The following is a 23,571-nucleotide window of genomic DNA, read 5'->3' on the forward strand; positions in this document are numbered from 1 at the left end:
GCCGTTCGAACATCGTTGCTACGATCGGCCCATGACCATGGACGCGCGGATCGAGAAAGCCCAACTCCGCTACGAACAGGCCGTGTTCGGTGGAAGGACTGACGTCCTGTCAGCGGCCGACCGGGACCTCGACGCGGTCGAGGCCGACCTCGCGCTGGCCCGCGGCCGGGTGGCCCACGCCCGCTTCCTGGAACAGCGGGTCGCGGACGAGCGGGAGCTGGAGCTGTTCGAACGCGCGGCCGGGCTGTACCGGGCCCTCGGCGACACCCGCGGCGAGGGCGAGGCCCGGTTCTGGATCGGCGCCTTCCACCAGGTCGTCCGGGACGACACCGCCACCGCCCTGCCCGCCTTCGAACACGCCCTCGCTCTCGCCACCGCCGCCGGGGACCGGCTGACCGTCTCCTACGCCCGCCGCCACCTCGGCATCGCCGCCCACCTGTCCGGCCGGCTCGACGAGGCCCGCACCCACCTGGAGGAATCCACCCGCCTGCGCCGCGAGTTGGGCTTCCTCCCCGGCGTCGCCGCGAACCTCGTCGGCCTGGCCCACCTCGCCGCCCGGCAGGGCCGCCCGGACGACGCCGCCGCCCACCTCCGGGAAGCCGCCGACCTGACCGACGCCCCCGCCGCCCGCGGCGTCCGCCGCTGGGTGAACCAGGCCCGCGCGGAACTCGCCACCGAGTAGCGGCCGGTGGCGGGTGGTGGTGGGTGGTGGTGGGCGACGGCGGAAAAGCGGTTGCCCCGGTCGGTAGGGTGCGGATGGACCAGAGGAGAAGCATGCCCAGCCGTCGCGTCGCCGCGCTCGCCCTCGGTGCGACCGCCCTGCTCGCCCTCGCGGGCTGCACCGGCACCACCGCCACCACCGCCACCACGGCCACCACGTTTGCCGCCACGACTGCCGCTGCCGCCGCCACGACCGCCGTCGCTGCCGCCGAGCCCCCCCGGGGCCGCGTGCGGGGCGGCGCCCAGCCCCACCCGGAGCTGGCTCGGCGGCTGGTCGACGTCGCTGCCGGAGGAGATCCGCTGCCTGCCGCACGTCGCCGACGGCTCCTACCTGCGCCAGCCCTCCGGTTCGGACGACGTCCCCGGGGAGGGGAACGCCGTCATGATCGACGTCGAGCCCGGCACCACCCGCGCGCAGACCCTGGCCCTGTGCCGGCGCGTCACCGCGCTCGGCTACGGCCTCGACGGCCCGAACGAGGTGGTCTTCCTCCAGGTCGGCGGCGGTGAGGAGACCGGCTCGTACGTCTCGATGCCCGATCAGGAGCCCTGCTTCCCGCGCCGCTGACCCGCTCACCCCCGCCGGGGCGGACGCCCCTCACCGGGCGGCCCGGCGAACGCCTGGGCGATCGGCAGCCAGGCCCGGGCGGCCTCGCCCTCCGCGGTCAGCGCCAGGTCGTCGCGGTGGCGGCGCTGGGTGACCAGCAGGCAGAAGTCCAGCGCCGGGCCGCTCACCCGGTCGGCCGCGTCCGCCGCGCCCCAGCACCACGACTCGCCGCCGGGGGAGCGCAGTTCGAACCGGAACGGGACGTCCGGCGCGGGCCGCCCGTGCGCGGCGAACGCGAAGCCGACGGTCCGGACCCCCAGGTGCGCGACGTGCCGCAGCCGGTCGGTCGGGACGCGCTCCACCCCGAGCGCGTCCGCGACGTCCTGCCCGTGCGCCCAGGTCTCCATCAGCCGCGCCGTCAGCATCGACCGCGCCTTCATCGGCGGCCCGAACCACGGCACCCGCACGTCCGGCGGTACCTCCGCCAGCGCCGCCGCCACCTCCGCCCGCCCCGCCCGCCAGCGCTCCAGCAGCGCCGCTGGCTCCTCCCCGACCCCCTCGGCGGCCCCCCGGTCCACCGCCGCCGCCCCGTCCGCGAACTCCCGCCCCAGCGCCGCCGCGAACCCCGCCGGGTCCCGCACCGCCAGCAACGTCCACCGGTCCGTCCAGGCCAGGTGCGCCACCTGGTGCGCCACCGTCCACCCCGCCGCCGGAGTCCCCGCCGCGAACCCGGTGGGCCCCAACCCGCCCACCAGCGCCTCCAGTTCCGCCCCCTCCGCGATCAGATCCGCCACCAGCCGGTCCACCGGCCCCACCCCTTCCCGCCCGACAACCCGACCCCCCCACCCCTACCCCCGAACCCCACCCCGCCACCACCCCACCGAGTCCCGCCCAGGCCCACCGAGACCCCGCCCGGTGGCAGCCTCCCGTGCCTCCGCTCCTCACCCCCGGCCCCGCGCAGCGGCGCTCGCGTCCCTGGCTCCGCGTCTTCGCTCCCCGTCCCGTGGCCCCGGGCCCCGCGCAGCGGTCCTCCACCCTCCCTTCGCCCGGTGGCGGCCTCCCGTGCCTCTGCTCCTCGCCCCCGGCCCCACGCAGCGGTGCTAGCGTCCCTGGCTCGCGGCGGCCTCCCGCGTCTTCGCTCCCCGTCCCGTCGCCCTCGGGCCCCGCGCAGCGGTCCTCAGCCCTCCCCTCGCCCCGTGGCGGCCTCCCGGGCCTCCGCCCGCTCACATGGTCTGATGAAACGTCGGATTCGCGGTGCGGAGAGCGAGGCTGGTCGGGCATGCAGATCGCGGTCATCGGGGCGAACGGCGGGATCGGTCGGTGCGTGGTGACCGAGGCGCTGGCCCGGGGCCACCGGGTGACCGCGGTGGTGCGGCGGCCGGAGGAGTACCAGGGGCTGGCGATCAGGGTGGAGCGCGGGGACGTGCTGGACCCGGCGGACGTCGCGCGGGTCGCGCAGGGGCAGGAGGCGGTGGTGAGCGCGGTCGGCGGCGGGGACGGTCCGGGCCGGGGGCGGCTGGTGGAACCGGCCGCGCACGCGCTGGTCGCGGGGCTGCGGCAGCTCGCGGACGCGGCCCCGCGCCTGCTGGTGGTCGGCAGCGCGGGCAGCCTCACCGCCGGGTCCGGCGCCCCGCTGTGGGACGACCCGTCCGTGCCGCCGCGCCAGTTCGAGCTGATGCGCGCCCACGGCCGGGCGCTGGACTACCTGCGCACCGTCCGCGACCTGGACTGGACGGTGCTCAGCCCGCCGCAGAGCCTGCTCCCGGGCGAGCGCACCGGCCGCTACCGCTCCGGCACCGACGCGCTGGTCACGGCCCCGGACGGCCTCTCCACCGTCTCGCTGCCGGACCTCGCGGTCGCCCTGGTCGACGAGCTCGAACGCCCCGCCCACCGCGGCGAGCGCTTCACCTGCGGCTACTGACCACCGTCCGGCCCCACGCCGGTCCCGCCCACCCGCCACCGGACGGCGCGCCACCGGCCGGCGCGCCCACGCAGAGGCTGCGCTGCGGCCCGCGGTGCGCGCCGGCGTCCTGGAGGACGGCGCACTGGAACGCCCCGATCAGCAGCGCCGAGGGCAGCGCCACGAACAGCAGGCCGCGCCCGGCGCTGATCGGCCGACTGGTCTCCCGCAGCGTCCGGTGGGCCAGCCGGACGGCCCAGACCACGGCGGCCAGGTTGAGCAGCAGCCCGCCCCAGGCCAGCAGCATGGCGTACGAGGGGACGCCGGGGCCGCTCAGACAGTGCCGCAGCAGCTCCTGCACGTTCCCCTCGGCGTGCAGGGCCGGCCAGCTGCCGGCCCAGCCGGCGGCCATCGCGGCCAGGCAGTACCTGGCCCGGCCCGGGCATCCCGCTCCCGCCATCCCGTCCGTCCTCCCGTTCCGCGGTCCGGCGGTCGCCGGTCCGGCCGCGGCCGACCGGTCGCCGGTCCGTCCGCGGTCCACCGGTCTCCGACCGCCGTCCCGGGTGCATTCTGCCGAACGGGACGGAAAGGACGCGTAAGGACCAGCCGTGGCGGGGGAGGGCGGGGCCCGGTCAGCCGAGCTGGATCGACCGTTTGGCCAGGCCCATCCAGAAGCCGTCGATGACGCTGCGCTGCTCGCCGAGGTCGGCCTCGCCGGCGCCGAGGGTGACGAAGAGCGGGGCGAAGTGCTCGGTGCGGGGGTGGGCGAGCCGTCCGGCGGGGGCCTTGTGCTCGAAGTCGAGCAGTGCGTCGAGGTCGCGGGCGTCCAGGGCGCGGCGGCCCCAGTCGTCGAACTCGGCCATCACGGAGGTGATCCGGCCGTCGGGGGAGAGGGCGCGCAGGTTGTGGGTGAAGAAGCCGGAGCCGACGATCAGCACGCCCTCGTCGCGCAGCGGGGCGAGCTTGCGGCCGATCTCCATCAGCCGCCGCGGGTCCAGGGTGGGCAGCGAGACCTGGAGGACGGGGACGTCCGCGTCGGGGTACATCTCGACCAGCGGGACGTACGCGCCGTGGTCCAGCCCGCGGTCCGGCACGTCCTGCACGGGGGTGCCGGGGGCGCGCAGCAGCTTGCGGACGGACTCGGCGAGCTCGGGCGCACCGGGGGCGGCGTACCGGACCTGGTAGTAGTGCTCGGGGAAGCCCCAGAAGTCGTACACCAGCGGGAGGGTGCGCACCGCGCCGATCGCCAGCGGGGCCTCCTCCCAGTGCGCCGAGACCATCAGGATCGCCTTGGGGCGGGGCAGGTCGGCGGACCAGGCGGCGAGTTCGCCGGGCCAGACCGGGTCGTCGGCGAGCGGGGGCGCGCCGTGCGAGAGGTAGAGCGCGGGCATGCGCTCGGTGGTGGGGGTGCTCATGGGTCCGTCCTCCTGCTGCCGGGGCCGCGCTGCCGTTCGCTGTCGGCGGTGTGGTGCGGAACCGGGTGGTCCCGAACCGTGTAGTTCAAATTTGAACCTTGCGCTCCCGAAGGTACACCCGAGTTCGAATTTGAACAACCGGAGTAGACTGCGGGGCATGGACGATCCCCGCTGGCTCAACGAGACCGAGATGGCCGCCTGGCGCGGATTCGTCGCCGCCACCAACCTGGTCGCCCGCCGACTGGAGCGCCAGCTCAAGGAGGACGCGGGGCTCTCCCACACCCAGTACGAGATCCTGGTGCAGCTCTCCGCCGCCCCCGGCGGCTCGCTCCGGATGACCGACCTGGCCGACCGCCTGGTCACCTCCAAGAGCGGCCTCACCTACCAGGTCACCCAACTGGAGAAAGCCGGACTGGTCGGCCGCCGCTCCTGTCCCAGCGACGTCCGCGGCGTCTTCGCCGAAATCACCGACCAGGGCTGGACCGCCCTGCGGGCCGCCGCCCCGGGCCACGTCGCCGCCGTCCGCGAAGCGCTCATCGACGTCCTCACCCCCGACCAGCTCACCGCCCTGGCCGACATCCTCCACACCGTCGGCGACCGCCTGCGCGCCGCCGACTCCTGAGCCCCGGCCCCTGGTCCCGAGTCGGGCGGTCATCCTCGATCGACCCGGGCCGCCGATGCTTTGTTGACGCCGTTACACCGTCATGGTGTCATCTCTTCATGCTCTACAAGACGCCCGTGCTGCATGACATCGACGAAGCCGTCCTCGCCGAGATCGACGACATGCGCGGGCGGCTGCGACTGCACCTGCGCACCTCGCGCCGCTGGGAGGGCCAACTGCGGCGCAACCTCACCGCCCGGGCGATCGCCGGGTCGAACACGATCGAGGGCTACGCGGCGAGCGTCTCGGACGTCGAGGACATCATGGTCGGAGAGGCTCCGATCGAGGCGAACGACACCGTCGCCGCCGAGATCGAGGGCTACCGGCAGGCGATGACCTACATCCAGCGACTGGCCGAAGCCGGGGACGACTTCTCCTTCAGCAAGGAACTGCTCAACGCCCTGCACTTCATGATGCAGGGCCACCACCTGCTCAAGCGCCCGGGCTGGTGGCGCACCGGCCCGGTCTACGTCACCTCGGCGGAGGACCCCACCATCGCCGCCTACACCGCGCCCGACGCCGACTCGGTCCCCGCGCTCACGGCGGAGTTGGCCGCCTGGCTCAACGAGGGGGACCTGGACGAGCCGGGGCTGGTCCGGGCCTCGATGGCCCACCTCAACCTGGTCGCGATCCACCCCTGGGCGGACGGCAACGGCCGGATGTCCCGTGCGCTGCACACCCTGGTGCTGGCCCGGGAAGGCGTGGTGGCGCCGGAGTTCTCCAGCATCGAGGAGTGGCTGGGCCGGGCCCGCAACACCTACCGCTACTACGACGTCCTCGCCGAGGTCGGCGGACCGGTGTGGACCCCGGAACGCGACACCCTGGCCTGGATCCGCTTCTGCCTGCGGGCCCACCACCAACAGGCCCAAGCCGTCGAACGACAGGTGGAGACCACCCGTGAAGTGTGGACCGCCCTGGACGACGTCATCGAGCGGCGCGGCTGGCCCGACCGCATGCTCTACGCCCTCTACCCGGCGGCCATGGGCAACCGGGTCCGCCGAGCCACCTACCAGGCGGACGCCGACCTGAGTGAGCAGCAGGCCCAGCGCGACATCCGCGAACTCGTCCGGGCCGGCTGGCTCACCGTGAAGGGCGAGGCCCAGGGGCGCTACTACACCGCGGGCACCGACCTGCCCGAGGAGATCACAAGCGGGGCGCGCCGGCCTCGGCCGCTGCGCGAGCCCTACCAGGAGAACTGATCCGTCCGACCTCGGCGGGACCGAGGGCGGGCGGACGACAGGGGCCCCGGAGGCGCGGTGCTCCCGGGGCCCCTGTTCGGGTCTTCGGTGGTGCGGGAACTTCCCTGCGGGGACGGTCAGTTCTGGTCGGCCTTCTGGGCCGCGACGCCGGCGTGGACCTCGGTCATGTCGAGCTTCCGGGCCTGGCCGATCAGGTCCTCCAGGGCGGCTTCGGGGAGCGCGCCGGGCTGGGCGAAGACGAGGACGCCCTCGCGGATGATCGCCAGGGTCGGAATCGACCGGATGTCGAACGCCGCGGCGAGCTCCTGCTGGGCCTCGGTGTCGACCTTCGCGAAGGTGAGGTCCGCGTGCTTGTCCGACGCCCGCTCGAAGACCGGTGCGAACTGGCGGCACGGGCCGCACCAGGCCGCCCAGAAATCGATCAGGACGAACGCCTTGCCGTCCTCGCCCTGGACCACCTCGTCGAAGTTGTCCTTGGTCAATTCCACCGTGCTCATCGTCGCCACCTGCCTCTCGCCGTCCTGGCCCCGCCGATCGGGTCCGTCGCCCCGCACAACTCCGCTGCCTGCGGAACTATTCCGGGCGTCGGGGAGGGGCCCGGAGAGGAGGGGAGGGGGTGCGGCGCTGGCGCCCGAGCCGCACCCCCGTCACGGTTATCGACACCGGGCGCCCCGGACTTGAGGGTCGGGGGCGGTGCGGCGGCACACTGGAGGTGAGGAGGCCACGCGGGCCCGGGGAGCTGCCCGCCGCGGGGCGCGTGGACAGTGGCGATGAACCGGATTCCCCTGCTCTGCCCGCGCTGCGGCCGACCGCAGCAGATCATCCACCCCGACGACCCCGGCCACCCGGTGCGCGTGGTGCACACCGACACCGGCCGCGAGGAGTGCGCGCCCGAGGCGCCGGACGGCCCGGCCCCCGCGGAACCCCTGCCGTGACGGGCTCCCCTGGCCGGTCCGGTCCGCCCGGCGCACCCTGGAAGGACCGGACCGGTTCGAACACCCCGTACCCACCCGGGAGGTGGCGGCCATGATGAGGACCCTGGTCGGATGGCACATCGAGATGGAGTTCCAGGAGGACGGCGACCGCACCAAGGCGGCCGCGCTGGTCCGCCTCTCCGACGGCACCGAGCTGCGCGGGCACGGCTTCTCCACCCGGCACCACGACGACAGCCCGCAACTGCGGGTCGGCGAGGAGGTCGCCGGGGCCCGCGCGCTCAACGACCTCGCCATGCAGCTGCTCACCAAGGCGCACGAGGAGGTCAGCCGGCCGACCGCCGACCCGATGGCCCCGCTGATGTGGCGCGAGGTGACCTGAGGCGGCGTGCGACGACACGGGGTGACGCGGGGCCGGCCGCGAACCGCCCGTGACGCGGCCCGGCCGGGTCAGAGTTCGGCCAGCGGCACCGCCGGGTCGGCCAGCCGCTCCGGGTCCACCGGCCGCCCGGAGCGGACCAGTTCGCGGATCGGGTCGGTGACGTCCCAGACGTTGACGTTCATGCCCGCCAGCACCTTCCCGCCGGAGAGCCAGAACGCGATGAACTCCCGCCCGGCCACGTCCCCCCGGAACACCACCCGGTCGTAGCCGCCGGGCTCCGCGTGGCCGGTGTACTCCATGCCCAGGTCGTACTGGTCGGTGAAGAAGTACGGGACGCGGTCGTACACCGCGGACTTGCCGAGCATCGAGGCGGCGGCCACCGCCGGCTGGTTGAGCGCGTTCGCCCAGTGCTCGACCCGGATCGGCCTGCCGAACAGCGGGTGGAAGGCGTTGGCCACGTCGCCCGCCGCGAACACGTCGGGGTGCGAGGTGGCCAGGTGCTGGTCGGTGCGCACGCCGTCGTCGACGGTCAGCCCGGCGTTCTCGGCCAGCGCTGTGTTCGGGCTGATGCCGACGCCGACCAGCAGCACGTCCGCCGGGACGGTGCCGCCGTCGCCGAGCCGGACGCCGTCCGCGCGCAGCTCCGCGACCTCGACGCCCAGCCGCAGGTCGACGCCGTGCGCCCGGTGCAGGTCGGCGAAGACCTGCGCGGCCTCCCGGCCCAGCACCCGCAGCAGCGGCAGTTCGGCGGCCTCCAGCACGGTGACCTCGGCCCCGGCGGTGCGGGCCGCGGCGGCGGCCTCCAGGCCGATCCAGCCCGCGCCGACCACCACCACCCGCGCCCCGGGGCGGAACACGGCCCTCAGGCCCTCGCTGTCGCCGATCCGGCGCAGCGTCCGCACGAAGTCCCCGTCGCCGCCCGGCACCGGCAGCGTGCGCGGGGCCGAACCGGTGGCCAGCAGCAGCTTGGAGAACGGCAGCCGCTCGCCGCCCTCCAGCGTGACGGTGTGCCCGGCCGGGTCGACCCCGGTGGCCGCGGTGCCCAGCCGCAGCGTCACCCCGTGCCGCTCGTACCAGTCGGCGGGGTGGACGTAGACCTTCTCCTTCTCCTCCTTGCCGAGCAGGTACCCCTTGGACAGCGGCGGCCGCTCGTACGGCCGCTCGGACTCGTCGCCGACCAGGGTGACCGGCCCCTGGTAGCCCTCCGCGCGCAGCGCCTCGGCGGCCTTCGCCCCGGCCAGGCTCGCCCCGACGATCACGATCCCGGTGTCCATGCCCACGTCCTTCCCGCAGTGGTGTTCCCGTGCCCCCGTCCTGCCCGACCTTGGCACCGGCACGCGTCCGACCGGGGGACCCGCGCCGGTCGGTCCGGTGCGGCGGCCGGGATTCGCCCGCGAGGCGGACCACGATCCGGCGGGGCCGTCGGCCTAGGCTGGGCGGGTCCGGCCGTCCGGCCGGCGGAGCGGCGAAGGGAGCCCGCGGGATGGTGGAGCGAACGGCCACGGTGCGCTGCGTGCCCGCGGTGCCGTGCTGGGTCGGCCTGACGGTCCGGGACCTGCCGGCCGCGCGGGACTTCTACGGGCCGCTGCTGGGCTGGGAGTTCACCCCCGGGCCGGACCGCTGGGGCAGCTACCTGCGCGCGCTGGCCGACGGGGTCGAGGTCGCCGGGCTGAGCGAGCTCGGCACCGACTGGGAGCGCCCGGTCGCCTGGACCACCTACTTCGGCATCGAGAGCGCCGACCGGGCCGCCGACGGCGTCCGCGAGCGCGGTGGCACCCTCGCGGTCGGCCCGCTCGCCTTCGACGCGGGCCGGGTCGCGCTGGCCGCCGACCCGTTCGGCGCGACCTTCGGCATCTGGGAGGGCGAACCCGTCGACCTCCGGCCCGGCGACGCCCCCTGGGCCGCCCGGCCCGGCGCCCCCGCCTGGATCGAGCTGCGCACCGCCGACCCGTTCGCCGCCGCGCTGTTCTACGGCGAGGTGTTCCGCTGGGACGACCGCGACCCGGCGCACTTCGAGGTCCGCTACGAGCACGAGCGGGTGGTGCTGCGCTCCGAGGGCCGCAGCGTCGCCGCGCTGCGCGCCGCGCGGGACCTCTCGCCGCACTGGGAGGTGTTCTTCTCGGTCGCCGACACCGACGCCGCCGCCCGCCGGGCCGTCGACCTCGGCGGCCGGGTGCTGGACGGCCCGGCCGACTCCCCGTACGGCCGGGTGGCCCGGCTGGCGGACGCCGAGGGCGGGCACTTCTCGGTCCTCGGCCCCGGCTAGGCCCTGTCCGGGCCCCCGCCGTCAGTCGCCCCGGCCGCCGTGCAGGACCGGGGCGAACAGGCGGTGCATCGCCTCCGGCAGCTCCTCCGGGTGGGCGACGGGGCGGTGGAACTCGAAGCGGGCGTCCAGGGCGCTGCCGGCGCCGAGCAGGCGCACCCGCAGGCCGCGCCGGTCCAGGGCGACGGGGCGGACCTCGCGCAGCCGGTCGGCGGGGTGCCAGCCGGCCGGCGGGCCGTCGGGGCGGTCCAGGGCGCGGGCGCCGAGTTCGCGCAGCTGGTCGGTGTGGGCGGTGGCCAGGTGCTGGAGCAGGCAGGCTTCCTCGGCGGCCACCGGGTCGGGCTCGGCGGCGGCCAGCCCGTCCGGGTCGAGGCAGCACTCGGAGCCCCACAGGTCGTCCAGCGCCAGGTGGTCGGGCTCCAGCCGGAGCAGCACGCCGGCCTCGCCGCGGTGCCCGTGGCGGGGGAACAGCGCGGCCGGGTCCTCGCCGGGGGAGCGGGAGAGCAGGCCCTGGACCTGGAGGCGGCCGCGGATGCGGTGCGGGACGGCGACGGGGGCCACGTCCACGCAGTCGAGTTCGGCGGTGAGCGGGCCGCGGGCCAGGGCGGTGATCCGGTGCAGGGCCGACTCGCGGCCGACCAGCACGGCCACCGATCCGTCCGGCCGCAGCGCGCAGGCGACCTGCGGGGGCAGGCCGGGACGGGCGGTGAGGTCGGCGCCGCGGACGTCCAGCACGGCGGAGGAGGCGAACTCCAGCAGGGTGCGGGCGCGTTCGTGGGCGGACGGGCGGCGGTCGGGCTGGGGCAGCACGGGGAGCCTCCTTGATGATTAGGTAAGGCTAACCTAATCACCAGGAGGGCGGGAGGTCCAGTGGCGCGCGGTCAGTCGCCGATCCGGTCGGCCGGCGCGCCCAGCATCCGCAGCACCAGCTGCCCGTAACGCCGCCCCAGCTCCTCGGGGGACTCGCTGCTGCGCTCGGTGTACCAGCGCGAGACGTCGATGCCCAGCGAGGTGACCGCGCGGGCCGCGGTGCGCTGGTCCGGGACGCGGAACAGGCCCCGCGCCACCCCGTCCGCGATGATCCGCAGCACCGCCTCCTCGATCCGGATGCGCAGCTCGGCGACGGCCGCGAAGTCCTCCTCGGGCAGCGCGTGCAGCTCGTGGTTGACGATCCGGCCGACGGTGTGGCCGCGGGCGTGCCAGACCGTGAAGGACTCCGCCAGCGCCCGCATCCGCTCCACCGGGTCGGACCCGGCGGCCTCGGCCCGCTCCACCAGCTCCAGGGTGGCCCGGTGGCCGGTGCGGGAGATCTCGGCGAGCAGCGCCGCCTTCGACGGGTAGTGGATGTACAGCGCGGCCGGGCTCATCCCGGCGGCCGTGGCGATGTCCCGGGTGGTGGTGGCGTGGTAGCCGCGGCGGGCGAAGGAGTCCACGGCGGCCAGCAGCAGCCGCCGGGCGGCCTCGGTGCGCTCCCCGGGCCAGAGCGCGGCGGTCGCTGGGTCGGTCATGGGGGTCATCCTCCCAGACGGTCGGGCGCGGGTCGGCGGGTCGGGCTGTTGACAGTGTCGCCCGCCGCCAAGATGCTAAGCAAGCGCTTAGTCAACGCGGGGGCCCGGAGCGCCCGCAGATCCGAGAGGTACGGCGATGACAGTGTCGTTCGAGGGCAAGGTGGCCGTGGTCACCGGCGCGAGCCGGGGCATCGGGTTCGGCGTCGCGCGGGAACTGGTCCGGCGCGGGGCGAAGGTCTGCCTCACCGCCCGCACCAAGGAGACCCTGGACGAGGCCGTCCAGGCCCTCGGCGGGCCCGCGCACGCGATCGCCGTCGCCGGGAAGTCCGACGACGCCGCGCACCAGGAGGAGACCGTCGCCACCGTCCTGGACACCTACGGCCGCCTCGACCTGCTGGTCAACAACACCGGCATCAACCCCGTCTACGGCCCGGTCCTGGACACCGACCCCGCCGCCGCGGCCAAGATCCTCGCCGTCAACGTGCTCGCCCCGCTGGCCTGGACCCGCCGCGCCCACGCCGCCTGGATGGCCGAGCACGGCGGCGCGGTCGTCAACGTCGCCTCCATCGCCGGCCTCCGCGCCTCCAACGGCATCGGCATGTACGGCGTCTCCAAGGCCGCGCTGATCCGTCTCACCATGGAACTCGCCTCCGAACTCGGCCCCGGCGTCCGGATCAACGCCGTCGCCCCCGCCGTGGTCAAGACCAAGTTCGCCGAGGCGCTCTACGAGGGCCGGGAGGAGAAGGTCGCCCGCGCCTACCCGCTCGGCCGCCTCGGCCTGCCCGAGGACGTGGCCGGCGCCGTCTGCTTCCTGCTCTCCGAGGACGCCGGCTGGATCACCGGCCAGACCCTGGTCGTCGACGGCGGCGTCACCCTCGGCGGCGGGCTGTGACCGGTACCGACGCGACCGGCCCCGACGCGACCGGCCCCGGCCCCGGTCCCGGTCCCGGCGCGGAGTTCGAGGGCGTCGGCGCGGTCGTCACCGGCGCCGGGCACGGCATCGGCGCGGCCCTCGCCCGGGCGCTGGCCGCCGCCGGCGCCCGGGTGGTGGTCAACGACCTCGACGCCGACGCCGCCCGCGCCGTCGCCGCCGAGACCGGCGGGCACGCCGTCCCCGGCGACGCGGCCAGCGAGGACGGCGTCGCCGCCCTGATCGACGCCGCCCGCGCCCACCTCGGCGCCGTCGACCTGTACTGCGCCAACGCGGGCGTCGCCACCACCGGCGGCCCCGACGCCACCCCCGACGCCTGGGAGACGGCCTGGCAGGTCAACGTGCTCGGCCACGTCCGGGCCAGCCGCCTGCTGCTGCCCGACTGGCTGGAGCGCGGCACCGGCCGCTTCCTGGCCACCGTCTCCGCCGCCGGACTGCTCACCATGCTCGGCTCCGCCCCGTACGCCGTCACCAAGCACGGCGCGCTGGCCTACGCCGAGTGGCTGTCCGCGACCTACCGGCACCGCGGCGTCCGGGTGCACGCGCTCTGCCCGCAGGGGGTGCGCACCCGGATGCTGGACGGCACCGGCACCCACGGGCGGGTGCTGCTCGAACCCACCGCGATCGAACCCGCCGAGGCCGCCGCGGCGGCCCTGCGCGGCATGGCGGCCGGGGAGTTCCTGATCCTGCCGCACCCGGAGACCGCCGACCACTACGCGGCCCGCGCCACCACCCCCGACCGCTGGCTGCGCGGCATGAACCGGCTCCAGCAGCAGATCGAGACACTCCAGGAGAACTGATGCGAGCCTGGCAGATCACCGAACTCGGCGCGCCCCGCGACGTGATGAAGCTGGTCGAGGACGCCGACCCGCCCGTCCCCGGCCCCGGACAGCTCCTGGTCAGGGTCCGGGCCGCGGCCGTCAACTTCCCCGACGCGCTGATGGCCGCCGGCCTCTACCAGGTCCGCCCGCCGCTGCCGTTCACCCCCGGCGTGGAACTCTGCGGCGAGGTCGCCGAGGGCCCGCGCACCGGCGAACGCCTGATCGGCACCGCCGAGTTGCCCGCCGGGGCGTTCGCCGAGCAGGCCCTGATGAACGCCGCCACCGCGCTGCCCGCCCCCGGCCACCTGGACGACGCCGAGGCCGCCGGCTTCCACATCGCCTACCAGACCGCCTGGTTCGCCTTGCACCGCCGCGCCCGCCTGGCCCCCGGCGAGACCCTGCTGGTGCACGCCGCGGCGGGTGGCGTCGGCAGCGCCGCCGTCCAACTCGGCAAGGCCGCCGGGGCGTTCGTCATCGCCGTGGTCGGCGGGCCGGAGAAGGCCGCAGTGGCCAGGGAGTTGGGCGCCGACCTGGTCGTCGACCGCCGCGCCGGGGACTTCGTCGCCGCCGTCAAGGACGCCACCGGCGGGCGCGGCGCGGACGTGGTCTTCGACCCGGTCGGCGGCCCCGCCTTCACCGGCTCCACCCGGTGCGTCGCCTTCGAGGGCCGGATCGTGCTGGTCGGCTTCGCCTCCGGCGAGATCCCCGCCCCGGCCCTCGGCCACGCCCTGGTCAAGAACTACTCGCTGCTCGGCCTGCACTGGGGCCGCTACGTCACCGAGGACCCCGCCGCCGTCCGGGACTGCCACGCCGCGCTCACCGCGCTGGCCCCCCGCCCGCTGGTCTCCGCCCGCCTCCCGCTGGACGCCGCCGCCACCGCCGTCCACGACGTCGCCTCCGGCACCACCACGGGCCGCCTCGCGATCATCCCCTGACGGGCCCCTGAGCAGGGGCCCGTCAGCGGGTCTCCGACTCCCTCGTCCTCAGCGGTACTTCCTCAGCTCGCGGCGGGCGAGCGAGCGCTTGTGGACCTCGTCCGGGCCGTCGGCCAGGCGCAGGGTGCGGTTGCCGGACCAGAGCTGGGCGAGCGGGGTGTCCTGGCTGACGCCGGCCGCGCCGTGGGCCTGGACGGCCTTGTCGAGGATCCACTCGACGGTGGACGGGACGGCGATCTTGATCGCCTGGATCTCGGTGTGGGCGCCGCGGTTGCCGACGGTGTCCATCAGCCAGGCGGTCTTCAGGACCAGCAGCCGGGCCTGCTCGATGCGGACCCGGGCCTCGGCGATCCAGTCCTGGACGACGCCCTGGTCGGCGAGCGGACGGCCGAAGGCGACCCGGGAGTCGACCCGGCGGCAGGTGAGTTCGAGGGCGCGTTCGGCGATCCCGAGGGCGCGCATGCAGTGGTGGATGCGGCCGGGGCCGAGCCGGGCCTGGGCGATGGCGAAGCCGCCGCCCTCCTCGCCGATCAGGTTCGCGGCGGGGACGCGGACGTCCTCGAACAGGATCTCGGCGTGGCCGCCGTGGTCGGCGTCCTCGTAGCCGAACACCCGCATGCCGCGCAGCACCCGCACGCCCGGGGTGTCGCGCGGGACGAGGACCATCGACTGCTGGCGGTGGGTCTCGGCGGCGGGGTCGGTCTTGCCCATCACGATGAAGATCCCGCAGTCCGGGTTCATCGCCCCGGTGATGTACCACTTGCGGCCGTTGACGACGTACTCGTCGCCGTCGCGCTCGATCCGGGTGGTGATGTTGGTGGCGTCCGAGGAGGCCACGTCCGGTTCGGTCATCGCGAAGGCGGAGCGGGTGGTGCCGTCGAGCAGCGGTCGCAGCCAGCGTTCGCGCTGCTCGGGGGAGCCGAACTGGGCGAGCAGCTCCATGTTGCCGGTGTCGGGGGCCGCGCAGTTGAGCGCGGGCGGGGCCAGCAGGATGGAGCGGCCGGTGAGTTCGGCCAGCGGCGCGTACTGGAGGTTGGTCAGCCCGGCGCCCAGTTCCCCGGGCAGGAACAGGTTCCACAGGCCGCGGGACTGCGCGGCGGCCCGCAACTCGCCGATTACCGGCGGGATCGACCACGGCTCGCGCCCCGGGTCGTCGAGCTGCCCGGCCAGCACCGGTTCGGCGGGGTAGACGAACTCGTCCATGAAGGAGCCGAGTTCACCGAGCAGCTCGGTCGTCCTGGCGTCGTACCCGAAATCCATTCCTCAGCCCTCCAGCGATTCGAGCCCGAACTCCACGAACAGCGGCACGAGTTCGCCGACCCGGTCGAAGCCCGCGCCGACGGTGCCGCCCTGGGTGTAGCGGAAGTGGATGCCCTCCAGCACGACCGCCAGCTTGAACGAGGCGAAGGCGACGTACCAGCCGAGCCCGGCGACGTCCCGGCCGGAGCCCTCCGCGTAGCGGCGGACCAGCTCGGCGGTGGACGGGAAGCCGGGGGCGAGGGCCGCGCCGGGGAGCAACCCGTCGAAGCGGCGGGCCAGTTCGGTGTACATCACCAGCAGGCCCAGGTCGGTGAGCGGGTCGCCGACGGTGGACATCTCCCAGTCCAGGACGGCGGTGATCCGGTCCTCGCCGTCCACCAGGACGTTGTCCAGCCGGTAGTCGCCGTGCACCAGCGCCGGGGCGGGGGAGAGCGGCAGGGTCTCGGCGAGGCGGCGGTGCAGCTCGTCCACGCCCGGCACCTCGCGACTCCGGGAGGCGTCCAACTGCTTTCCCCAGCGCCGCAGTTGGCGCTCCAGGAAGCCTTCGGGACGGCCGAAGCCGGCCAGGCCCGCGGCCTCCGGGTCCAGCGCGTGCAGGGCGACCAGGGTCTCCACCAGCCGCACGCCCAGGGCGTGCACCCGGTCCTCGCCGAGCGCGGCCAGCGCCTTCGCGTCCCGGTGCGCGGTGCCGGGCACGTACTCCATCAGGTAGAACGGCGCGCCGATCACCCCGGTGTCCTCGACCAGCAGCACCGGCCGCGGCACCGGCACCGCCGTCCCGGCCAGCGCGCCCAGCACCCGGTACTCGCGGGCCATGTCGTGCGCGGTGGCCAGCACGTGCCCGAGCGGCGGGCGGCGCAGCACCCAGCGGGAGGCGCCGTCCTCGACCAGGTACGTCAGGTTGGACCGCCCGCCCTCGAACAGCCGCGCCGTGAGCGGCCCCGCGACGGGCGCCGGCAGCGCGGTGTCCAGGTGGGCGCGCAGCCTCTCCAGGTCCAGTCCGGGCGGAGCAGCGGTGGTCATCGGGGCACCTCGCAGGGGTCGGGACGTACTGACTAAGCGCTTGCTTAGGATCGGCCCGGCGGCGACACTTGTCAACGAGCGACCGCGGAACCGGCCACGGACGCGGTCGCGCGACCGGCTGTGAGGGCCGGCCGCAGAGCCGGTCGCAGAGCCGGTCGCGGGGCCGGCTCTGCGGCCGGTCGCGAAACGCCCGCCCGGAACGGCGTCCCGGGCGGGCGGTCCGAACCGCGGACTCAGCCCGGCTGCGACCCCGCCTCGCCCGCCGGGGCACCGCCACCGGCCGGATCGCCACCGGTGGGGGCGGCCCCCGAGCCGTCGGCCGGGGCCTGGGCGGCCGGGGTCTGGGCGCCGGGGTCCGCCGGGGGTGTCGTCGGGGACGCCGTCGGGTCGGCGGTCGCGTCCGGTGCGGGCGTGGCCCCCGCCCCCGCGCCGGCCCCCGCGCTCGCGCTCGCACCCGGGCTCGGGACCGCACCCCCCGCGCCGCGCAGCGTGGCGATGTCGACGCCGACCGGGTCGCCCAGCGAAGTGACGGCGTAGAAGGGGCCCTGCGGGCCCGCCACCGTGTGCCCGGCGGTCTCGCCCGGCCCGTGGTCGCCGGTGTAGCGGTACAGCGGGTGGCCCTTGTACAGCACCTGGGCCGTCCCGTCCGGCAGCGCCGCCGCGCCCAGCAGCCCGTCGTCCACGCCGGGCCCGGCCGACGGGAAACCCGGGGTGGTCACCGGCGGCCAGGACTTCGCGCACTCGTCCAGGCAGGTCGCGTGCACCGAGGTGTCGGCGCCGTACAGGTACAGGGTGCGGCCCTGGTCGTCCACCAGGAGCGGGCCCAGGCTGCCCACCCGGGCCAGCGCCACCCGGGTGCCCACCGTGGTGGCGAACGCCGACACCGACGGTCCCGCGTCGGCGACCGGCGCCGCGGTGGCGGGCGAGGACTCGGCGGCCGGCGGGGCGCTCGGGTCCGGGGACGCCGAGCACCCCGCGGCCGAGAGGACGGACAGCGACAGCACCACGGCCACGGCGGCCCAGCGGGTGCGGCACCTGCGGCAGGCGGGGCGGCGGGTACGGGACAGCGGGGCGGCGGCAGCACGGCGGGTACGGGGCATCGGGGCTCCAGGGGACGGCGCGGCACTGGAGACCATCCACCCCCGCCGACCGCCGCCCGGCCACTCCAGAGCCGGGCCGCTCCGCACCAGGAGGGACCCCGTTGCCCCGGAAGGCCCACCCCGGGCCCGTCCCCCGCCTGCTCCCCGCGCCCGATTCGCCCCTCGCCCGGGCAGGCGGACACTGGAGGGGTACCACTCGCCCGAGGGGGCGCCCATGACCACCCAGTCGGCCGGAACCGGCAGTACCGGCAGTACCGGCGGCATCGACAGCACCGGCGGCACCGGCACCGGCAGCGCGATCCGGGTCCAGGGGCTCGGCAAGCGTTTCAAGGACTTCATCGCCCTGGACGGCGTCGACTTCGCCGTCCCGCCCGGCACCGTGTTCGGCCTGCTCGGACCGAACGGCGCGGGCAAGACCACCACGATCCGCATCCTGACCACCATCATCCGGCCCACCTCCGGCCGCGCCGAGGTGCTCGGCACCGACGTGGCCGCCCACCCCGCCGCCGTCCGCCGCCTGATCGGACTCGCCGGGCAGTACGCCGCCGTCGACCCCAACCTGACCGCCCGGGAGAACCTCCGTCTGATCGGCCGCCTCACCCAGCTGCCCCGCCACCGCCGCGACCCGCGCGCCGCGGACCTGCTGGCCCGCTTCGACCTCGGACAGGCCGCCGACCGGCCGGTGCGCACCTACTCCGGCGGGATGCGCCGCCGGCTCGACGTGGCCGCCGCACTCGTCCCCGAACCGCCCGTGCTGTTCCTCGACGAGCCCACCACCGGCCTCGACCCGCAGAGCCGCACCGCGCTCTGGGAGCTGATCCGCGAACTCGTCGCCGAGGGCACCACCGTCCTGCTCACCACCCAGTACCTGGAGGAGGCCGACCGGCTCGCCCAGCGGGTCGCCGTCCTCGCCGAGGGTCGGGTGGTCGCCGACGACAGCCCGCACAACCTCAAGTCCCGCCTCGGCACCACCGTCCTCGAACTCGGCATGGGCGAGGACCCGCGCGCCACCCGCGCCGCCGCCCTGCTCACCGACCGCCTCCGGTACACCCCCGAACGCGACGGCGCGGTGCTGCGCCTGCCCAGCGCGGACGGCTCGCTGCTGCTGATGGACGTCCTGCACGCGCTCGAATCCGAACGGCTCACCCCGCGCACCATCGCCGTCCGCGAGTCCAGCCTCGACGACGTCTACCTCGCCCTCACCGGCCACCGCACCGGGACCGGCCCGCCCGCCGCGCCCCCCGCCGCATCCTCCGCCGCAGGAGACCCGCCGTCATGACCGTCGCCGCCCCCCTGGAACCGCCGCTGCTCGACCGCCTGCTCGCCCCCGTCCGGGACGGGCTGGCCGTCGCCGGGCGCAACCTGATCGCGCTGCGCCGGGTGCCGCGGCTGCTGATCTTCTCGACCGTGCAGCCGATCGTCTTCGTGCTGATGTTCCGGTACGTGTTCGGCGGGGTGGTCGGCGCGGTCCTGCACGGCGTCTCGTACGTCGACTACCTGATGCCCGGGGTGTTCGTGCAGGTCGTCGCGTTCGGCGCGGTCAACACCGCGATCGGCCTGGCCGGCGACCTGCAGACCGGGTTGATGGAGCGCTTCCGCTCGCTGCCGATGGCCCGCTCCGCGGTGCTCTCCGGGCGGACCACCGCCGACCTGGCCCGGAACGTGTTCGTGGTGGCGCTGATGACCGGCGTCGGCTTCCTGGTCGGCTTCCGGATCCACAACGGCGTCCTGGCGTTCCTGGCCGGCGCGCTGCTGGTGCTGGCCTTCGGGCTCGCGATGTCCTGGGTCTTCGCCGTCGTCGGCCTGGCCGTCGGCGACCCGGAGACCGCGACCGCCGCCGCCTTCCCCGTCCTGGCCCCGCTGGTCTTCGCGTCCTCCGCGTTCGTCCCGACCTCGACCATGCCCGGCTGGCTCCAGGTCTTCGCCAACCACCAGCCCGTCACCATCACCGCCGGGGCCGTCCGCGCCCTGATGGTCGGCGGCCCGCTCGGCACCCAGGTCTGGCAGGCCCTCGCCTGGGACGCCGGGATCATCGCCGTGTTCGCCCCGCTCGGCGTCTGGCTCTACCGCCGGGCGGTCTGAGCGGCGTCCCGCGACAGGTCCGCCCGGCCGGTCCGTCGGGCCGCTCCGGGGGCGGGGCGCGTTCCTCGACGGTGATCGGCCCGATCGCGCCGTCCGGCGCCCCCGTGCGCGGGGGCAGGCGCGGTGGCGGGTGGCGGGCGGGTCGTCAGCCGTCCGTCCGCTCGTGCAGCCAGGCGGTCGCGGACTCCTTGAGGTCGCGCTCCAGCTCGCTGCCCCTGGTCGCGAAGACCCGGCCCACCGGGTAGCCGGTGGCCTCCAGCAGGTAGGCGAGGGCCGCGTACTCCCGCGGGTGCCGGTCGAGTGCCCGCGGGTCGATGTCGACGGGGCCGGCCGGGAAGGTGAACGAGGCGAAGTCGTAGACGCTCCTGCGGTCGCCGATCCGCCACACCCCGTCCCGCTTCTCCAGGCGGTCGACGAACCGGTTGTGGCCCTCGCAGCCGAGCCGGAGGTCGGTGTTCTCGCCGATGATGACGGCGTTCGTCTCGCTGACGGCGCGGGTGCCGTCTGCGGAGAAGGCCACCACGGGCGCGGTGATCAGGTGCTTGGTGCGGAAGGCGGAGGCCCCCATCCGGGCGGACGCGTCGACGAACTCGTGCGCCGGCCCCTCGAACCAGGTGATCTCGATCCGGCCGTCGGGGTGGAAGAGGCCCTTCAGCCGCTCCCAGTCGCCCAGGTCGCGGTGGATCCACCCGGTCATGAGGTCGGCGATGTCCTGTCGGTCCTGGAGTGTCGCGTTCATGCGTCCAGTCTTCGTTCCGCAGAGCGATGGGTCCAACCGAAAGATACGATCGAACGATCGCTGGGAGCGATGGAGCGATGGGAGCGATGGAGGGGAGGACGGACCGTGGAACTGCGGCACCTGCGCTACTTCACCGCCGTCGCCGACGAACGGCACTTCGGCCGGGCCGCCGCCCGGCTGAACGTCACCCAGTCCACCCTCAGCGCCCAGGTGCAGGCCCTGGAGCGCGAGGTGGGCGGGCGGCTGTTCACCAGGACCAGCCGGAGCGTCGAGCTGACCGAGGCCGGCGCACTGCTGCTCCCCGCGGCCCGCCGCACCCTGGCGCAGGCCGACCGGGCCCTGCGGGCCGCCCGGCAGTCCGTGCGCGGCGAGACGGGGACGGTGCGGATCGGCTTCTCCGGCGTCGCCGTCCTCCAGGGCGTCCTCCCCGACGACCTGCACGACTTCCGCCTGGCCCACCCCCGGGTCGGACTCGCCCTGACCGAACTCCCGCCCGCCGCCCAGGTCCAGGCGGTGCGCGACGGCACGCTCGACCTCGGCTACTGCCCCGACCTCGCCCTCGGCGACGCCGACGGCCTGCGGGTCACCCGCCGCGCGCCCACCCCGCTCTCCGTCGCCCTGCGCTCCGACCACGAATTGGCCTCCGCCCCCGCCGTGACCGCCGCCGCGCTGGCCGCCCACGACCTCATCGTCTTCGCCGGCCGCGAGGAGGACGAGACCGTCCTGTCCCGGATCCGGCCCGCCGCCGAGGAGGACCGCGCCCGGGTCCGCGTGGTCGGCAGCACCCTCGGCGTCCTCGCCCTCGCCTCGGCCGGCGCGGGCGTGGCCCTCGTCCCCGCCGCCACCGAACGGATCACCCTGCCCGGCCTCACCTACCGACCCCTGCACGGAACCGCACCGGGGCCGGACCTGCTGGTCATCGGCCGCCCCGACGAGACCTCCGGAGCGGTCCGCGCCTACCTCCGCGCCCTCCCCGCCCCCTGATCCGCCACGACCGCTTCACGCCGTCCGCCCCCACACCGTCCGGTCCCCGCCTCGCCACCCCACCAGGTCCGGATCGTCCAGGTCCGGCTCCGCGACCCCCGCCCGCCGGATCAGCTCCACCACCTCCTCCGGCCCGGTCGCCCGCCCCACCGTCCGCCCGTAGATCTCCACCCGCCGGTACGACCGTCCCCCGCGGGTCGGCGGGCGGACCACGACCGGCGGGTGGAATATGTCTCCGGACTCGCTCATACCCCCAGTGTCCCGCGCCCCACGCGCGACGGCCCGTCGGTGTCGCGGAGAGTGCTTGACCGGCTACTTTTCGCGGTCGGCCGGTATGGGTCGGAGCCGCTCAGCAGGCGGTCCGGGCCCGGCGGAGGAAGTCCGCGGCGATCGGCTCGGCGCCCCAGGGGTCCAGTGCGGTCGTGAACCGGCGGAGGTAGTCGCGGGCGCGGGTGGACCGGACGGTGCCGAGGATCCGCAGCGCCAGCTCGCCCGACTCCAGGCCGGGTTCGAGGTCCCGGTTCTGGAGGTGGGCGGTCCCGATGACGGCGTGCTGGATGCCGACGGCCCGGGTGTAGACGCCGCTGGGCATCGCCGCCGCCTCGCGGTGCCAGCGCAGGGCCTCCTTCGGACGGTGGAGGTCGCGGTGGATCTCGGCGGCGTCGGCGGCGATGCGGGCCCGGGTCAGGTAGGCCAGCCAGGCGGGGTCGCGCGGGTCGGTGGCGGCGGCGTCGACCAGCTGCTCGGAGTGGATGATCGCGGCGGCGGCGGCCTTGGCGTCGCCGGCGCGTCCGTGGGCCCGGGCCTGGGCGAGCTTGGCGAAGGCCAGCACGCGGGCGGGGGCGTCGTGCTTGGCCCGCTCGTACGCGCCTTCGGCCATGTCGACGGCTTCGACCGGGTAGCCGCGCAGGAACGCCTGGAGGCTCATGGTGGCCAGGACGTACGAGCCCACCGCCACGTCGCCGGAGGCGCGGGCCATCCGCAGGGCCTGGACGAACTGCCGCTGCGCTTCGGTGTGGTCGCCCATGTCGACGGCGGACCAGGCGGCGACGCGGGCGAGTTCGGCCGTCGCGGCGAACAGCTCGCTGCCGATCGCCTCGGTGAACGTCCCTTCGAGCAGCGGGGCGGCGCGCAGGCGCAGGCACTCGGTGACCATGGAGGACTTCCAGTTGCCGCCGCCGCAGCGGCTGTCCCAGGCCCGGGCCTCTTCGGAGGCGGCCCACAGTTCGTCCAGGTCGGCGCGTCCGACGCGGCGTCCGCCGAGACGTGCGGTGGCGGGGTCGGCGGGGACGGACAGCCAGCGGCTGAAGGGGGTGGCGAACGCGGCCACGGCGAAGGGACTGCTGCTGAGGAAGTCTCGTCGGTCCACGGTTCTCCAATACTCGGCAGCGATCCGGAGGGCGTGATCGGTGTCCCTGGAGAAAGTGAATCCGATCTCGGGGCCCGTCGGCGGGACGTCGGCCATGCCGATCTCCTGGAGCGTCACGGGCCGGCCGAGGCGTTCGCCCAGCGCAGCGGCCAGCAGCGCCGGTGCCGGGGGCTTGGGTCGCATCCCCCGCCGGGTCCAGTTCACGATCGAGGTGTGGCTGTACGCGCGGTTGACCCCGGCGCGGGCGGCGAGCTGGTTGATCCGGGTGGACAGCGCGGCGTGGCTGGCCCCCGACTCCTCGATCAGCCGGCCGAGCTTGCGGTTCGGCTCCTTGGTGCGGCGCCCTGCTGGCACGACAACCCCCTGCGGTCCCGGTCGGACCCGGCCGGTCGGTACTTCCCCCACGACCGCCGGGGTGGCCGAGCGTAGTACGTCCACCGCTCTCGGTGACAGGGGTCGTGATGGTGAGCCCCCCGTGTGAGCCCTTCTGGCAACCCCACCGGCGGCGGTTCCCTGGTCTTCCCGTTGATCCGAGAGGAGCAGACCTGTGACCAGGACCGATGTCACCGCGTTCCCGCCCGTCCCCGTACTGCGGCACGTGCGGCGCCCGTACGGCGAGCGCAGCGCCCGTTACGAGATCGCCGCCGACCGCCTGACGGCCGGCGGCCTGTCCGACCGCCACAGCCTGGCGGACGTCGGCGCAGGCCACACCGAGCTGGACGTGTGCCTGCGCACGGTCCACGGCTGGCGCGGCCGCTACCTGCCGGTGGACCGCTGGACCGGCCCCGTGGACCTGGAGGTGT

General features: G+C 75.4%; 27 protein-coding genes. 14 read left to right on the forward strand and 13 right to left on the reverse strand.

Annotated features, from left to right (window positions below; translation table 11 throughout):
• Positions 1-31 precede the first annotated feature (31 nt).
• Together ACIP60_RS27455 and ACIP60_RS27460 are read left to right on the forward strand one after the other, a co-directional pair.
• Positions 32-682 carry a tetratricopeptide repeat protein gene (locus ACIP60_RS27455; RefSeq protein ID WP_400688918.1) on the forward strand — a complete coding sequence of 217 codons (651 nt, stop codon included), beginning with the start codon at positions 32-34 and terminating at the stop codon, positions 680-682.
• 198 nt (positions 683-880) lie between these two features.
• Complete coding sequence (locus ACIP60_RS27460; protein WP_400688921.1) at positions 881-1,285, forward strand: hypothetical protein; 405 nt, start codon at positions 881-883, stop codon at positions 1,283-1,285.
• A 5-nt stretch (positions 1,286-1,290) separates the two neighbouring features.
• Here ACIP60_RS27460 and ACIP60_RS27465 read toward each other — a convergent pair whose 3' ends face one another.
• Positions 1,291-2,061 carry a TIGR03084 family metal-binding protein gene (locus tag ACIP60_RS27465; protein ID WP_400689275.1) on the reverse strand — a complete coding sequence of 257 codons (771 nt, stop codon included), beginning with the start codon at positions 2,059-2,061 and terminating at the stop codon, positions 1,291-1,293.
• Positions 2,062-2,543: 482 nt separating this feature from the next.
• Between ACIP60_RS27465 and ACIP60_RS27470 the strand changes: the two genes are divergently transcribed.
• Positions 2,544-3,185: an NAD(P)H-binding protein gene (locus ACIP60_RS27470; protein WP_100835594.1), complete on the forward strand. Its 642-nt coding sequence runs from the start codon at positions 2,544-2,546 to the stop codon at positions 3,183-3,185.
• On the opposite strand, the gene ACIP60_RS27475 is transcribed toward ACIP60_RS27470, so the two are convergent.
• The gene (locus tag ACIP60_RS27475; protein WP_400688925.1) at positions 3,169-3,624 is read right to left on the reverse strand and encodes a hypothetical protein; all 456 of its coding nucleotides are present in this window, start codon (positions 3,622-3,624) and stop codon (positions 3,169-3,171) included. The two genes, ACIP60_RS27470 and ACIP60_RS27475, sit on opposite strands and share 17 nt — an antisense overlap.
• Positions 3,625-3,796: 172 nt before the next feature.
• Positions 3,797-4,579, reverse strand: coding sequence for a dioxygenase (locus ACIP60_RS27480; RefSeq protein WP_400688928.1), 783 nt, complete (start codon positions 4,577-4,579; stop codon positions 3,797-3,799).
• 157 nt (positions 4,580-4,736) lie between these two features.
• Here ACIP60_RS27480 and ACIP60_RS27485 point away from each other — a divergent pair, with 157 nt between their 5' ends.
• Positions 4,737-5,201, forward strand: a complete 465-nt coding sequence (locus tag ACIP60_RS27485; RefSeq protein WP_111554384.1) for a MarR family winged helix-turn-helix transcriptional regulator — start codon at positions 4,737-4,739, stop codon at positions 5,199-5,201.
• Between the two features lie 98 nt (positions 5,202-5,299).
• Positions 5,300-6,439 (forward strand): Fic family protein, encoded by a 1,140-nt coding sequence (locus ACIP60_RS27490; protein ID WP_400688931.1) that lies wholly within the window; start codon positions 5,300-5,302, stop codon positions 6,437-6,439.
• Positions 6,440-6,555: 116 nt separating this feature from the next.
• On the opposite strand, the gene trxA is transcribed toward ACIP60_RS27490, so the two are convergent.
• Positions 6,556-6,945, reverse strand: coding sequence for a thioredoxin (gene trxA / locus ACIP60_RS27495; RefSeq protein ID WP_400688935.1), 390 nt, complete (start codon positions 6,943-6,945; stop codon positions 6,556-6,558).
• A gap of 264 nt (positions 6,946-7,209) precedes the next feature.
• Between trxA and ACIP60_RS27500 the strand changes: the two genes are divergently transcribed.
• Together ACIP60_RS27500 and ACIP60_RS27505 are read left to right on the forward strand one after the other, a co-directional pair.
• The gene (locus ACIP60_RS27500; RefSeq protein ID WP_159073028.1) at positions 7,210-7,374 is read left to right on the forward strand and encodes a hypothetical protein; all 165 of its coding nucleotides are present in this window, start codon (positions 7,210-7,212) and stop codon (positions 7,372-7,374) included.
• Between the two features lie 91 nt (positions 7,375-7,465).
• Positions 7,466-7,753, forward strand: a complete 288-nt coding sequence (locus ACIP60_RS27505; protein WP_199846948.1) for a DUF1876 domain-containing protein — start codon at positions 7,466-7,468, stop codon at positions 7,751-7,753.
• 68 nt (positions 7,754-7,821) lie between these two features.
• Here ACIP60_RS27505 and ACIP60_RS27510 read toward each other — a convergent pair whose 3' ends face one another.
• Positions 7,822-9,027 carry an NAD(P)/FAD-dependent oxidoreductase gene (locus ACIP60_RS27510; RefSeq protein WP_400688939.1) on the reverse strand — a complete coding sequence of 402 codons (1,206 nt, stop codon included), beginning with the start codon at positions 9,025-9,027 and terminating at the stop codon, positions 7,822-7,824.
• Positions 9,028-9,236: 209 nt separating this feature from the next.
• On the opposite strand from ACIP60_RS27510, the gene ACIP60_RS27515 reads away from it, so the two are divergent.
• Complete coding sequence (locus tag ACIP60_RS27515; protein ID WP_400688942.1) at positions 9,237-10,019, forward strand: VOC family protein; 783 nt, start codon at positions 9,237-9,239, stop codon at positions 10,017-10,019.
• A 21-nt stretch (positions 10,020-10,040) separates the two neighbouring features.
• On the opposite strand, the gene ACIP60_RS27520 is transcribed toward ACIP60_RS27515, so the two are convergent.
• Positions 10,041-10,826 (reverse strand): DUF2470 domain-containing protein, encoded by a 786-nt coding sequence (locus ACIP60_RS27520; protein ID WP_400688945.1) that lies wholly within the window; start codon positions 10,824-10,826, stop codon positions 10,041-10,043.
• A gap of 71 nt (positions 10,827-10,897) precedes the next feature.
• A complete protein-coding gene (locus tag ACIP60_RS27525) occupies positions 10,898-11,524 on the reverse strand; it encodes a TetR/AcrR family transcriptional regulator (protein ID WP_100835585.1) in 627 nt (208 codons plus the stop codon).
• Between the two features lie 136 nt (positions 11,525-11,660).
• Here ACIP60_RS27525 and ACIP60_RS27530 point away from each other — a divergent pair, with 136 nt between their 5' ends.
• Genes ACIP60_RS27530 through ACIP60_RS27540 form a run of 3 tightly spaced genes read left to right on the forward strand, consistent with a single transcriptional unit; the run spans position 11,661 to position 14,211 of the window.
• Positions 11,661-12,416, forward strand: coding sequence for an SDR family oxidoreductase (locus ACIP60_RS27530; RefSeq protein ID WP_400688949.1), 756 nt, complete (start codon positions 11,661-11,663; stop codon positions 12,414-12,416).
• Positions 12,413-13,255: an SDR family oxidoreductase gene (locus ACIP60_RS27535; protein ID WP_400688951.1), complete on the forward strand. Its 843-nt coding sequence runs from the start codon at positions 12,413-12,415 to the stop codon at positions 13,253-13,255. The genes ACIP60_RS27530 and ACIP60_RS27535 overlap by 4 nt, the downstream gene beginning before the upstream one ends.
• Positions 13,255-14,211: an NADPH:quinone oxidoreductase family protein gene (locus ACIP60_RS27540; RefSeq protein ID WP_400688955.1), complete on the forward strand. Its 957-nt coding sequence runs from the start codon at positions 13,255-13,257 to the stop codon at positions 14,209-14,211. The genes ACIP60_RS27535 and ACIP60_RS27540 overlap by 1 nt, the downstream gene beginning before the upstream one ends.
• A gap of 48 nt (positions 14,212-14,259) precedes the next feature.
• On the opposite strand, the gene ACIP60_RS27545 is transcribed toward ACIP60_RS27540, so the two are convergent.
• The 3 genes from ACIP60_RS27545 to ACIP60_RS27555 all read right to left on the reverse strand — a co-directional run bounded on the left by ACIP60_RS27545 (position 14,260) and on the right by ACIP60_RS27555 (position 17,594).
• Positions 14,260-15,471, reverse strand: coding sequence for an acyl-CoA dehydrogenase family protein (locus tag ACIP60_RS27545; protein ID WP_400688958.1), 1,212 nt, complete (start codon positions 15,469-15,471; stop codon positions 14,260-14,262).
• A gap of 3 nt (positions 15,472-15,474) precedes the next feature.
• A complete protein-coding gene (locus ACIP60_RS27550; RefSeq protein ID WP_400688961.1) occupies positions 15,475-16,494 on the reverse strand; it encodes a phosphotransferase family protein in 1,020 nt (339 codons plus the stop codon).
• Positions 16,495-16,727: 233 nt separating this feature from the next.
• Entirely contained in the window at positions 16,728-17,594 is an 867-nt protein-coding gene (locus tag ACIP60_RS27555) for a hypothetical protein (protein WP_400688963.1), read from the reverse strand.
• A 214-nt stretch (positions 17,595-17,808) separates the two neighbouring features.
• Between ACIP60_RS27555 and ACIP60_RS27560 the strand changes: the two genes are divergently transcribed.
• Together ACIP60_RS27560 and ACIP60_RS27565 are read left to right on the forward strand one after the other, a co-directional pair.
• On the forward strand, positions 17,809-18,873 hold the full coding sequence (locus ACIP60_RS27560) for an ATP-binding cassette domain-containing protein (RefSeq protein ID WP_400688966.1): 1,065 nt from the start codon (positions 17,809-17,811) through the stop codon (positions 18,871-18,873).
• Positions 18,870-19,676, forward strand: coding sequence for an ABC transporter permease (locus ACIP60_RS27565; protein ID WP_400688969.1), 807 nt, complete (start codon positions 18,870-18,872; stop codon positions 19,674-19,676). The genes ACIP60_RS27560 and ACIP60_RS27565 overlap by 4 nt, the downstream gene beginning before the upstream one ends.
• Positions 19,677-19,821: 145 nt before the next feature.
• Here the strand turns inward: ACIP60_RS27565 and ACIP60_RS27570 are convergent, their stop codons facing one another.
• Positions 19,822-20,415: a nuclear transport factor 2 family protein gene (locus ACIP60_RS27570; protein ID WP_400688972.1), complete on the reverse strand. Its 594-nt coding sequence runs from the start codon at positions 20,413-20,415 to the stop codon at positions 19,822-19,824.
• A 105-nt stretch (positions 20,416-20,520) separates the two neighbouring features.
• Between ACIP60_RS27570 and ACIP60_RS27575 the strand changes: the two genes are divergently transcribed.
• Positions 20,521-21,399 carry a LysR substrate-binding domain-containing protein gene (locus tag ACIP60_RS27575; RefSeq protein WP_400688974.1) on the forward strand — a complete coding sequence of 293 codons (879 nt, stop codon included), beginning with the start codon at positions 20,521-20,523 and terminating at the stop codon, positions 21,397-21,399.
• A gap of 15 nt (positions 21,400-21,414) precedes the next feature.
• Here ACIP60_RS27575 and ACIP60_RS27580 read toward each other — a convergent pair whose 3' ends face one another.
• Both ACIP60_RS27580 and ACIP60_RS27585 read right to left on the reverse strand, forming a co-directional pair.
• Complete coding sequence (locus ACIP60_RS27580) at positions 21,415-21,648, reverse strand: hypothetical protein (protein WP_400688977.1); 234 nt, start codon at positions 21,646-21,648, stop codon at positions 21,415-21,417.
• Positions 21,649-21,748: 100 nt separating this feature from the next.
• Positions 21,749-23,122, reverse strand: a complete 1,374-nt coding sequence (locus ACIP60_RS27585; protein ID WP_400688980.1) for a sporulation protein — start codon at positions 23,120-23,122, stop codon at positions 21,749-21,751.
• Positions 23,123-23,571 lie beyond the last annotated feature (449 nt).

The organism is Kitasatospora sp. NPDC088783 (assembly GCF_044750705.1).
GTDB lineage: Bacteria > Actinomycetota > Actinomycetes > Streptomycetales > Streptomycetaceae > Kitasatospora > Kitasatospora fiedleri.

Coding starts and splice junctions, on each gene's coding strand:
- ACIP60_RS27505 (WP_199846948.1), top strand. CDS start 7,466: ATGATGAGGACCCTGGTCGGATGGCACATCGAGATGGAGTTCCAGGAG.
- ACIP60_RS27480 (WP_400688928.1), bottom strand. CDS start 4,579: ATGAGCACCCCCACCACCGAGCGCATGCCCGCGCTCTACCTCTCGCAC.
- ACIP60_RS27525 (WP_100835585.1), bottom strand. CDS start 11,524: ATGACCGACCCAGCGACCGCCGCGCTCTGGCCCGGGGAGCGCACCGAG.
- ACIP60_RS27490 (WP_400688931.1), top strand. CDS start 5,300: ATGCTCTACAAGACGCCCGTGCTGCATGACATCGACGAAGCCGTCCTC.
- ACIP60_RS27485 (WP_111554384.1), top strand. CDS start 4,737: ATGGACGATCCCCGCTGGCTCAACGAGACCGAGATGGCCGCCTGGCGC.
- ACIP60_RS27470 (WP_100835594.1), top strand. CDS start 2,544: ATGCAGATCGCGGTCATCGGGGCGAACGGCGGGATCGGTCGGTGCGTG.
- ACIP60_RS27510 (WP_400688939.1), bottom strand. CDS start 9,027: ATGGACACCGGGATCGTGATCGTCGGGGCGAGCCTGGCCGGGGCGAAG.
- ACIP60_RS27455 (WP_400688918.1), top strand. CDS start 32: ATGACCATGGACGCGCGGATCGAGAAAGCCCAACTCCGCTACGAACAG.
- ACIP60_RS27555 (WP_400688963.1), bottom strand. CDS start 17,594: ATGCCCCGTACCCGCCGTGCTGCCGCCGCCCCGCTGTCCCGTACCCGC.
- ACIP60_RS27580 (WP_400688977.1), bottom strand. CDS start 21,648: ATGAGCGAGTCCGGAGACATATTCCACCCGCCGGTCGTGGTCCGCCCG.
- ACIP60_RS27540 (WP_400688955.1), top strand. CDS start 13,255: ATGCGAGCCTGGCAGATCACCGAACTCGGCGCGCCCCGCGACGTGATG.
- ACIP60_RS27545 (WP_400688958.1), bottom strand. CDS start 15,471: ATGGATTTCGGGTACGACGCCAGGACGACCGAGCTGCTCGGTGAACTC.
- ACIP60_RS27530 (WP_400688949.1), top strand. CDS start 11,661: ATGACAGTGTCGTTCGAGGGCAAGGTGGCCGTGGTCACCGGCGCGAGC.
- ACIP60_RS27515 (WP_400688942.1), top strand. CDS start 9,237: ATGGTGGAGCGAACGGCCACGGTGCGCTGCGTGCCCGCGGTGCCGTGC.
- ACIP60_RS27500 (WP_159073028.1), top strand. CDS start 7,210: ATGAACCGGATTCCCCTGCTCTGCCCGCGCTGCGGCCGACCGCAGCAG.
- ACIP60_RS27550 (WP_400688961.1), bottom strand. CDS start 16,494: ATGACCACCGCTGCTCCGCCCGGACTGGACCTGGAGAGGCTGCGCGCC.
- ACIP60_RS27560 (WP_400688966.1), top strand. CDS start 17,809: ATGACCACCCAGTCGGCCGGAACCGGCAGTACCGGCAGTACCGGCGGC.
- ACIP60_RS27565 (WP_400688969.1), top strand. CDS start 18,870: ATGACCGTCGCCGCCCCCCTGGAACCGCCGCTGCTCGACCGCCTGCTC.
- ACIP60_RS27570 (WP_400688972.1), bottom strand. CDS start 20,415: ATGAACGCGACACTCCAGGACCGACAGGACATCGCCGACCTCATGACC.
- ACIP60_RS27475 (WP_400688925.1), bottom strand. CDS start 3,624: ATGGCGGGAGCGGGATGCCCGGGCCGGGCCAGGTACTGCCTGGCCGCG.